Origin of the sequence: Pseudomonas lactucae, from assembly GCF_016937615.1 — a bacterium.
GTDB classification, from domain to species: Bacteria; Pseudomonadota; Gammaproteobacteria; order Pseudomonadales; family Pseudomonadaceae; genus Aquipseudomonas; species Aquipseudomonas lactucae.
Genome location: NZ_JAFHKI010000192.1, coordinates 1 through 9,281 on the forward strand (window position 1 = coordinate 1; position 9,281 = coordinate 9,281).

Here is a 9,281-nt window from a genome sequence, read left to right on the forward strand (position 1 = left end):
CGACTTGCTCCCGATGGCGGTGGGTCAGTAGATATCTACGTGACTGATTCACCGCTATCGGGAGCAAGCCCCCTCTCACAGTTGGATCTCCGGTGTTTTCGAGTCCTTTGCTCAGAACGCAAAGGCTCCGTCGAACACTGGCTTGTCATCCAACGCCAACACCCCACTGGCAAAGATCAGATCCAGGTGATGACTGCCTTTCTGCCCGCCGCCCAGCCCCAGGTGCAAGCCGCAATGGCGCTCCTCAAACCCGGCATTGCGCGCATATAAATCCTTGACCCCTTCATTGGTGCCAATCCCCAGTTCCTCCACCCGACGGTTGGACGGGTTGGCATTCAGGTATTTGTTGAAGTCATCCGCCAGCCCCGGCACCTCGCTGGCCACGCTGCAGACGGTCGAGTTTTCGATCCACAACTCCAGCGGCGACGCCAGTACGCCGTATTTGCGTGCAAACGGGATGGTGCTGAGAAAGGTACCGACAAATCTCACCTGGCCATTGATGGCTTCGCTGTGGGTGGCGATTTCGCCGGGTGCCAGGTCGTGGTTGCCGACGCCGTTGATATTGGTCCACTTCTTGATGCTGCTCATCGGCGCTTCAAGACGTGAGCCGTGCTTGTCGGTAAAGCTCAACACGTTGGCCTGGCCCATGCGCCGGATCAGCGTGGCGTTGAGGTCGGCGATGCGTTGCGGCTCGACGCTGAAGGTGTCGTAGAAGTAGTCGCCGTAGTCCTTGAACAGCAGGGACTTCTTCCAGTGTTCGGCCATCACCCCCTGCAGGGCGCGGATAAAGTCCGGGCCTTCGGCGCGTGGGTTGGGCAGTGTCGAGGCGTCGTAGAGAAACAGATACAGGTCGCAGGCTTCGATGGCCTTGGCCAGGGTATCGCTGGCGGCCAGGTCCAGGCGCTGTACCTGGAAATTGAAGCGGGCGGCGCTGCTGTGGGTGATGGCGTGAGCAATGGCGTCGTAACGCTCGGTATGGCCGAGCAGCACGGTTGGGCAACTCAGGCCGTTGAGCGCCGGGTGATGGGCGAGGTAGTAAAGAAAGTGTTCGACGGCGCGGGCCTTGTCCATGACGGGTGTCCTTGTGTGCCTTGGGTAAGGGGGCAGGTGCCGTGCACAGCACCTGCCGAATGCCTGTCGCGTCTTAGAAAGGCCACATCGCGGTGCCGAACGGCACGACTGCGTCGGCCTGCATCATTTCAACGGCGGCCTCATGGGTCGGCGCTTCAAACCAATCGTCGAGTTGCAGTTCGGTTTCCAGGTCGTTTTCCAGTGCTTGCATGGTGTATCTCCTAGAGGACGGTGTTTGAGAACGGCTTGCCAGCGGGCTTCGCTGGGCAAGTGGAATGAACCTAGGAGAGCTTGTTGGTTAATGCAAAAAATTTATTGACACGGTCTCATTTGGATTTTTTCTTCTGTTTTTTACCGTGGTTTTTTTATTCAGGAAAAACAATGGGCTGGCGCGGGTAATGTTTCGGAAATTTCTTACCGACATTTTTCCGTTTGCCGAAGGTCGATAGCTTGGCTGTAACGCTTATTTTCCGTGGTGTAACGATAAATTTACGAGAAGCGCTCGGCGTTATTGGGCCGCCTTTCGTCGTAACGAATGCCTGACAGATTGTCGCGTGCACTGTTGCAGGGCGTTCGCAAGCGGTCGAGCGGTGTACAATGCGCCGCGTTTTACTGTGACTCCCTTGCGTAACCACGCAAAAGGTCAAGACCTCAGGGTTTACCCACCCTGATCACTCCGCCCGGCCACGAGCCCGGCGGGTTCGATTTCGTCACAGATAAAAACAAACAGGTGACGCATGAACGTTGGAAAAACGCTGTACTCCTGGTGCCTGCGCTGGGGTTTGAGCGGCGCTGCTTGAGTCGAGATTCAACGCAGCAACGTGCATTCACATCATCAAACCTTGCGTGAGACCCTTTTCATGAGTGGACCCCATTCCTCTTCAGGCGAGCTGAAACGCGGCCTGAAAAACCGTCATATCCAGTTGATCGCCCTCGGTGGCGCCATCGGTACCGGCCTGTTCCTGGGCTCGGCCGGGGTGCTCAAATCCGCCGGTCCGTCGATGATCCTGGGCTATGCGATCTGTGGCTTCATTGCCTTCATGATCATGCGCCAGCTCGGCGAAATGATCGTCGAAGAGCCGGTTGCCGGCTCCTTCAGCCACTTTGCCCACAAGTACTGGGGCGGTTTCGCCGGCTTCCTGTCGGGCTGGAACTGCTGGATCCTGTACATCCTGGTGGGCATGTCGGAACTGACCGCTGTCGGCAAGTACGTGCACTACTGGTGGCCGGAGATTCCGACCTGGGTCTCGGCGGCGGCGTTCTTCGTGCTGATCAACCTGATCAACCTGGCTAATGTCAAAGTGTTCGGCGAGGCGGAGTTCTGGTTTGCGATCATCAAGGTGGTGGCCATCGTCGGCATGATCGCGCTGGGCAGCTACCTGCTGGTCAGCGGCAGCGGCGGCCCGCAAGCCTCGGTGAGCAACCTGTGGGAGCACGGCGGCTTCTTCCCCCATGGCGTCGGTGGCCTGGTGATGGCCATGGCGATCATCATGTTCTCCTTCGGCGGCCTGGAAATGCTCGGCTTTACCGCTGCCGAAGCCGACCAACCGCGCACCGTGATCCCCAAGGCGATCAACCAGGTGATCTATCGCATCCTGATCTTCTACATCGGCGCGCTGGTGGTGCTGTTGTCGCTGACGCCATGGGACAGCCTGCTGGCCACCCTCAATGCGTCCGGCGATGCCTACAGCGGCAGCCCGTTCGTGCAGGTGTTCTCGATGCTGGGCAGCAACACGGCTGCGCACATCCTCAACTTCGTGGTCCTGACGGCGGCTTTGTCGGTGTACAACAGCGGCACCTACTGCAACAGCCGCATGCTGCTGGGGATGGCCGAGCAGGGCGATGCGCCCAAGGCTCTGTCCCGGATCGACAAGCGCGGCGTGCCCGTGCGTGCGATCCTCGCCTCGGCGGCGGTGACCCTGGTGGCGGTGCTGATGAACTACTTCGTCCCACAACACGCGTTGGAGTTGCTGATGTCGCTGGTGGTGGCCACGTTGGTGATCAACTGGGCGATGATCAGCTATTCCCACTTCAAGTTCCGCCAGCACATGAACCGCACCGGCCAGGTGCCGTTGTTCAAGGCGCTGTGGTATCCGTACGGCAACTACCTCTGCCTGGCGTTCGTGGTGTTTATCCTGGTGATCATGCTGATGATTCCGGGGATCCAAGTGTCGGTGTACGCGATCCCGGTGTGGGTGGCGTTTATGGCGGTGTGTTACTGGTTCAAGAACAAGCGCAATGCCGAAGCGGCGTTGGCGACGGCGAGTGCGGTGTTGAAGTAAGCGGCGTGCGTAAACAAACTGTGTAGGCTGGGTGAACACGCTGCCTGCACCGGTGAAAGCAAATGCCCTGACTTGTCGGGGCATTTGCTTTTCAAGGTTGATGAAAAAAGGAGATCTGGACGTCGTAGTCGCTTAACCCGATGATAATGTCACACACAAACACCCCCCACGCCCGGATCGCATACACTGAGAGCCATTCACCGGCTTTTTAAAATCACACCACTCATGTATTGATTCAAATCGCGAAAATCCTCAACGCTCCACGCATGCGGCGGTACGCGCACACCGTTCTCCTGCAGTGTTTTTGGAATCAGGTTCCCATTGGGACGAAGGATGACCGAAGAGACAATTACGCCCGGATACTCAGCCAGGCGTTTTTTGAACGCGGGCGTCGTCAGGTCAGGGGTAGGCGGGTTGCTTTTCCTGGCCAGTGGTCCCGTTGCCTTGAGATCCGCTCCATGGCACATGGCGCATCGCTGTGAATACAGAGTCTTGCCGTTGGCACTATCGGCGAAGGACTGCGAAGTTTGAATGAGTGCTAAAGTGCCGAGCAAAGCCATCAAGGGTATTTTCATTCCACGGGTGACCTTGTTGCCTATGTTGTTATCCACGATTGGCTTATCCGTTGCCTAAGGTTTTTGAGTGATGCTGGTCATTTCCAACAACGTGCACCTGCCCGATGCCGAAATCGAGCTGACTGCCATCCGCGCCCAGGGCGCCGGTGGGCAGAACGTCAACAAGGTGTCGAGCGCGGTGCACCTGCGTTTTGATATTCCGGCGTCGTCGCTGCCGGATTTCTATAAAGAGCGGCTGCTGGCGCTGCGTGACAGTCGCATCACCAGCGACGGCGTGTTGATCCTCAAGGCCCAGCAATACCGGACCCAGGAACAGAACCGCGCCGATGCGCTGGAGCGCCTGGTGGAACTGATCCTCAGCGCCACCAAGGTAGAAAAAAAGCGCCGCCCGACCAAGCCCACCCTGGGCTCGAAAAAGCGTCGCCTCGAATCCAAGACCAAACGCGGCAGCATCAAGGCCGGGCGCGGCAAGGTCGATTTCTAAGCGTCGCGTGCCTCGCGTGCCTTGGGCGCCTGCCGGTACAGGTACACACTCAGCAACAGGCCACCCAGGGCGGCGAGGGCGGCGAACAGGAAGATCGACGCAAAGCCGAAGCCTGCCGCTACCGCCCCGGCCAACGGGCCGGTGATGCCCAGGGACAGGTCGATAAACAATGAATAGGCGCCGACCGCCGAACCCCGGCTGGACGCAGGCACCAGGTTGACCGCCTCTACCCCCAGGGCCGGAAATACCAGGGAAAACCCAAAGCCGCTCAACGCCGCGCCGGCCAGGGCCAAATTGGCATCCGGCGCCAGCCACAGCAACAGCAGGCCGAGGATCTCCACCGACAGGCAGGCGATTGCCACGCGAAAACCGCCGATACGGTTGATAAAGTTGCCGAACAACAGGCGTGCCCCGATAAAACTGGCGCCGAACAGGCTCAGCGCCCACACCGCGTTATCCCAGTGCTGGGTGGTGTAATACAGGGTGATGAAGGTGGCGATGGTGCCAAAGCCGATCGAACCCAAGGCCAGCGCGCAGCCGTGCGGGAGTACCCGACCGAGGACATTCATGAACGGCAGGCGCACGCCGGCGACAATCGGCGCGGCGACCTTGTTCCACCCCAGCAGCAAGCCCACCGCCGCCAGCAGGATAATGCTGACGCCCATGCTCCACAGCCCGAATTGCCGGACCAGCAACACCCCCAACGCGCACCGACCGCCAGCGCGCCATAACTGGCAATGCCATTCCACGAGATGACCTTGGCGGTGTTGGCTGCGCCCACCCGGCCGATGCCCCAGCCGATGGCGCCCGAACCCACTAGGCTTTCCGCGCTGCCCAGCACCAGGCGGCCAATCAGCAGGCTGCCCAGGCTCAAGGCCGGCAGGCTTGAGGACCATGCCGCGATTAACATGAACACACCACTCAGGCCACATCCCGCCAGGCCGATCAGCACCGCTCGCTTGCTGCCCAGGTTATCGATGAGTTTGCCCGCATACGGTCGGCTCAGCAGGGTGGCCAGGTATTGCACGCTGATCACCAAGCCGGCAATCACCGCGCCATAGCCCAGTTCGCTGTGGACATAGCCCGGCAATACGGCCAGAGGGATGCCGATATTCAGGTAGCCGATAAAGGTGAACAACACGATGGAAACAACTTGCAGCGTGACCGCCATCGGGCGCTGGGTATCTGGCATGGGGAGAGGTCCACTGTCGCAGCAGGTAAAGATAGGCTGCTAATGATAGCGGTGCTTTGACCCGAGCAGGGCGGTAAAACGCAAAAACGTCAGAGGTCAGGGCTTGGCGGGGGCCAGCAGTTGAGTGGTGACCAATGCGGCCAACGCGTTTTCCTGGGTGCCGAAGCGCTTGAGCAGCACCGCTTGCTTGTCGGCGCTGAGGCGGTTCCACACCTCGACCATCTGCAAGGCTGCGTCGAGGACGGCGGTGTCCGGGGTGTCGGGGAGGGTGTCGGTCATGGCGGGTACCTCGGGTGATTCAGGCAGTGTGGAAAGCGCTCAAAGCTGCGCTTTCCACACGGTCTGGTACGGCGTCAGTCCTGGCGTTCGCTGTCGACTGGTTTGGCTTCTTTGGCCTCAGGCTGCTTGGGGCTGGCCTGTTGCGGTGTTGGCTGCTCAGTTTCGTGCAGGCTTGGGAAGGGGAGATTAGGTATCTCGTGCATCGTCGTCGCTCCTCGCAAAGTCTGTTTTTTCAATCGCAGGTGAGTCCGCGCTCTCAAAAAGCCTTGGCAGGATACAACACTGTAAATGACAAAAAGACTTTTATCTCGACGAGGGACTAGAACGGCACCTTGCCCAGAATCATGTCGCGGTACATCACAAAATCCCCCAGCAAGCTGTAGAACGGGTGCTTGAAGGTCGCCGGGCGGTTCCTTTCGAAGAAGAAATGCCCGATCCAGGCAAAGCCGTAGCCGGCAATCGGCACGGCCAGCAACAAGCCCAGTGACCCTTTGCCGATGGCGTAGGCCAGAATAGCGATCACTAATGTGGTGCCGATAAAATGCAGGCGCCGGCAGGTGCTGTTGCCGTGTTCGCGTAGGTAATACGGGTAAAACTCGGCAAAGCTGTTGAATCGATTGACGTTTTCCACAGTGACCGGCCCTTTGATTGTTATACCGCTCAACGGATGTTCGGCGGGGAGCTTATTTAAGTCTAGAGTGATCAGTGCTAACAGCCAGTGACATTGGATGCCACTTTAGTATCCTTGGCTTCCTGGCTGCCGTTTTGAGCCTGCTTTATTAAGAAGACGCCATGAGCGAACGAACAACTTCTGCAAGCTGGGCGATGGGGATAGTCAAGGCATTGGAAATGGACGGCCTTGATTGCCGCAGTCTGTTCAAGCAACTGGGCCTGGATTACGCCGCCCTCAACGACCCCGACGCCCGTTTTGCGCAGGATTCCATGACGCGCCTGTGGCAGCGCGCTGTCGAGCTGTCGGGCAACCCGGCGATCGGCCTGAACATGGGCAAGGTGGTGCGCCCGGCGTCGTTTCATGTAGCCGGTTACGCCTTGATGTCCAGCAACACCCTGGCCGAAGGCTTTATGCGTCTGGTGCGCTACCAGCGGATCATCGCCGAAAGCGCCGACTTGAGCTTTCGCCTGTTACCCGAAGGCTATGCGCTGATTCTGACGGTGCATGGCGATCATCTGCCGCCCACCCGGCAAAGCGCCGAAGCCTCGCTGGCTTGTGCTCTGGCGCTGTGCGGCTGGCTGACCGGGCGCACCCTGCAACCGCGCAAAGTCATGTTGCAGGGTGAGCCTCCGGTGGACCTGGCCCCTTACAAACAGGCGTTCCATGCCCCGCTGGAGTTCAATGCGGTGTACGACGCGCTGATCTTCGAACGTGCCGACATGGACGCACCGCTGCCCACGGCCAATGAAGCCATGGCGCTGCTGCATGATCGGTTTGCCGGTGAATACCTGGCGCGTTTTTCCGAAAGCCGCGTGACCCACAGGGCTCGCCAGGTGTTGTGCCGCCTGTTGCCTCAGGGGGAGCCCAAGCGCGAAGTGGTGGCCCAGACCCTGCACCTGTCCCAGCGTACCTTGCAGCGGCGTTTGCAGGAGGAGGGCACCAGTTTTCAGACCCTGCTCGACGACACGCGCCGCGAACTGGCCGAGCAATACCTGGCGCAGCCGAGCATGACCCTGCTGGAAATTGCCTATCTGTTGGGGTTCGCCGACCCCAGTAACTTCTTCCGCGCGTTTCGCCGCTGGTTCGATGCCACGCCCGGCGAATACCGGGCGCGGTTGCAGGAGACGTCGACGGTCAGTGACGCCAGAACGCCGGGATGCACAGAACAAAGACTGTGATGATTTCCAGCCGGCCCAGCAACATGCCCAGCGACAGAATCCATTTGGCCGCATCCGGCAGGCTGGCGAAGTTGCCGGCCGGGCCGATGGTTTCGCCCAGGCCCGGGCCGACGCCGGACACGGTACTGGCGGCGCCGGTGAGCGCGGTCATCCAGTCCAGGCCCAGCAGCGACAACGCCAGGGCGATGGCGCAGATGGTGATGGCAAAGAAAAACGAAAAGGTCAGGATCGAACGCACGATCTCCTCATCGAGACGGTGACCGTTGTACTTCTGCTTGATCACCGCGCGGGGGTGAATCAACTGGTTCAAGTTGGCCTTGAGCAGGATATAGGCGACCTGGAAGCGGAAAATCTTGATGCCGCCGGCCGTCGAGCCCGAACAACCGCCGATAAAGCCCAGGTAGAAGAACAGCATCAGCGAGAAGTTGCCCCAGAGGCTGTAGTCCCCCAGCGCAAAACCGGTAGTGGTGACCACCGAGGTCACGTTCAGCGCCACGTGGCGCAGGGCCTCCAGCCAATGCAGGTTGGTGGTCCACCAGTACCAGGTGCCGAGCACCAGCCAGGTCACCACCAGCAGGCCGAGCAGGCCCTGCACCTGTTGGTCCTTGATCAGTGCCTTGCGGTTGCCGCGCAAGGTGGCGACGTACAGGGTGAACGGCAAGCTGCCGAGGATCATCACCACCACCGCCACCCAGTGCACCGCGGGTTGCTTCCAGTGGGCCAGGGATTCGTCGGAGGTGGAGAACCCACCAGTGGAAATCGCCGACATCGCGTGGTTGATCGCATCGAACAGGCCCATGCCGGCCCACCAGAACGCCAGGCTGCCGAGGATGGTAATCCCCACATACGCCGCCACGATCAAGCGCGCCACCATGTGCGAACGCGGCATGACCTTTTCCGAGCGGTCCGAGGACTCGGTCTGGAACAGGCGCATGCCACCAATACGCAGCAGCGGCAGGATCGCCACCGCCATGCCGATAAAGCCGATACCGCCCAGCCAGTGCAGCAGCGAGCGCCACATCAGGATGCCCGGCGACATGCTGTCCAGCCCGCTCAATACCGTGGAACCGGTGGCGGTGATGCCGGACATGCTTTCGAAGAACGAGTCGGTGTAGCTGATGTGCTGGGTCAGCAGGAACGGCAGCGCGGCGAACACGCACACCACCAGCCAGCTTGTAACGGTGAGAAGGTACATGTCGCGCGGACGCAGGTGCACATGCTCGGGGCGGCCGGGGATGACCAGGGCCAGGCCGGCGACAAAGGTGATCATGCTGGCCCAGAGGAACGAGGGCAGGTCGCTGGTGCGTTCGAAAATCACCAGCGTGGCCATGGGCACGACCATGGCGATCGCAAGGGTGATCAGGAAGATGCCGATGATGAAACCGATGATGCGTAGGGTCGGCAACGCCATGAAGTTCGCTCGAGATAGGGCAGAGGCGCCATTCTACCTGGGGTGCAGGGCATGTAAACCGGCGTGCTTGGGAACGACCTGGAGCAAATGTGGGAGGGGGCTTGCTCCCGATGGCGGTGCGTAGCAGCTGCCGAGC

At 60.1% G+C, this 9,281-nt stretch carries 10 protein-coding genes and 1 pseudogene; 3 read left to right on the forward strand and 8 right to left on the reverse strand.

Features of this window, described 5'->3' with window-relative positions:
- Window positions 1-111: 111 nt before the first annotated feature.
- Entirely contained in the window at window positions 112-1,071 is a 960-nt protein-coding gene (locus tag JWR98_RS27300) for a CgnE/CgnB domain-containing protein (protein ID WP_078734446.1), read from the reverse strand.
- A 73-nt stretch (window positions 1,072-1,144) separates the two neighbouring features.
- The gene (locus JWR98_RS27305; RefSeq protein WP_003175756.1) at window positions 1,145-1,282 is read right to left on the reverse strand and encodes a hypothetical protein; all 138 of its coding nucleotides are present in this window, start codon (window positions 1,280-1,282) and stop codon (window positions 1,145-1,147) included.
- Window positions 1,283-1,931: 649 nt separating this feature from the next.
- Between JWR98_RS27305 and JWR98_RS27310 the strand changes: the two genes are divergently transcribed.
- Window positions 1,932-3,353 (forward strand): amino acid permease, encoded by a 1,422-nt coding sequence (locus tag JWR98_RS27310; RefSeq protein ID WP_205491705.1) that lies wholly within the window; start codon window positions 1,932-1,934, stop codon window positions 3,351-3,353.
- A 197-nt stretch (window positions 3,354-3,550) separates the two neighbouring features.
- On the opposite strand, the gene JWR98_RS27315 is transcribed toward JWR98_RS27310, so the two are convergent.
- A complete protein-coding gene (locus JWR98_RS27315; protein ID WP_205491707.1) occupies window positions 3,551-3,928 on the reverse strand; it encodes a c-type cytochrome in 378 nt (125 codons plus the stop codon).
- Between the two features lie 70 nt (window positions 3,929-3,998).
- Here JWR98_RS27315 and arfB point away from each other — a divergent pair, with 70 nt between their 5' ends.
- Window positions 3,999-4,412 (forward strand): alternative ribosome rescue aminoacyl-tRNA hydrolase ArfB, encoded by a 414-nt coding sequence (arfB, locus tag JWR98_RS27320; RefSeq protein ID WP_042945196.1) that lies wholly within the window; start codon window positions 3,999-4,001, stop codon window positions 4,410-4,412.
- Here the strand turns inward: arfB and JWR98_RS27325 are convergent.
- The 4 genes and pseudogenes from JWR98_RS27325 to JWR98_RS27335 all read right to left on the reverse strand — a co-directional run bounded on the left by JWR98_RS27325 (window position 4,409) and on the right by JWR98_RS27335 (window position 6,514).
- Window positions 4,409-5,604, reverse strand: a pseudogene (locus JWR98_RS27325) (MFS transporter). The gene arfB and the pseudogene JWR98_RS27325 sit on opposite strands and share 4 nt — an antisense overlap.
- 96 nt (window positions 5,605-5,700) lie before the next feature.
- Window positions 5,701-5,883 carry a hypothetical protein gene (locus JWR98_RS27330; protein WP_017529166.1) on the reverse strand — a complete coding sequence of 61 codons (183 nt, stop codon included), beginning with the start codon at window positions 5,881-5,883 and terminating at the stop codon, window positions 5,701-5,703.
- A 74-nt stretch (window positions 5,884-5,957) separates the two neighbouring features.
- Window positions 5,958-6,086, reverse strand: coding sequence for a hypothetical protein (locus JWR98_RS29850; protein WP_003175749.1), 129 nt, complete (start codon window positions 6,084-6,086; stop codon window positions 5,958-5,960).
- Window positions 6,087-6,202: 116 nt separating this feature from the next.
- Window positions 6,203-6,514: an Mpo1-like protein gene (locus JWR98_RS27335; protein ID WP_078734441.1), complete on the reverse strand. Its 312-nt coding sequence runs from the start codon at window positions 6,512-6,514 to the stop codon at window positions 6,203-6,205.
- Between the two features lie 161 nt (window positions 6,515-6,675).
- On the opposite strand from JWR98_RS27335, the gene JWR98_RS27340 reads away from it, so the two are divergent.
- A complete protein-coding gene (locus JWR98_RS27340) occupies window positions 6,676-7,734 on the forward strand; it encodes an AraC family transcriptional regulator (RefSeq protein ID WP_078734440.1) in 1,059 nt (352 codons plus the stop codon).
- Here JWR98_RS27340 and JWR98_RS27345 read toward each other — a convergent pair.
- A complete protein-coding gene (locus tag JWR98_RS27345; RefSeq protein WP_003175745.1) occupies window positions 7,691-9,145 on the reverse strand; it encodes a TrkH family potassium uptake protein in 1,455 nt (484 codons plus the stop codon). The two genes, JWR98_RS27340 and JWR98_RS27345, sit on opposite strands and share 44 nt — an antisense overlap.
- Between the last annotated feature and the right edge of the window lie 136 nt (window positions 9,146-9,281).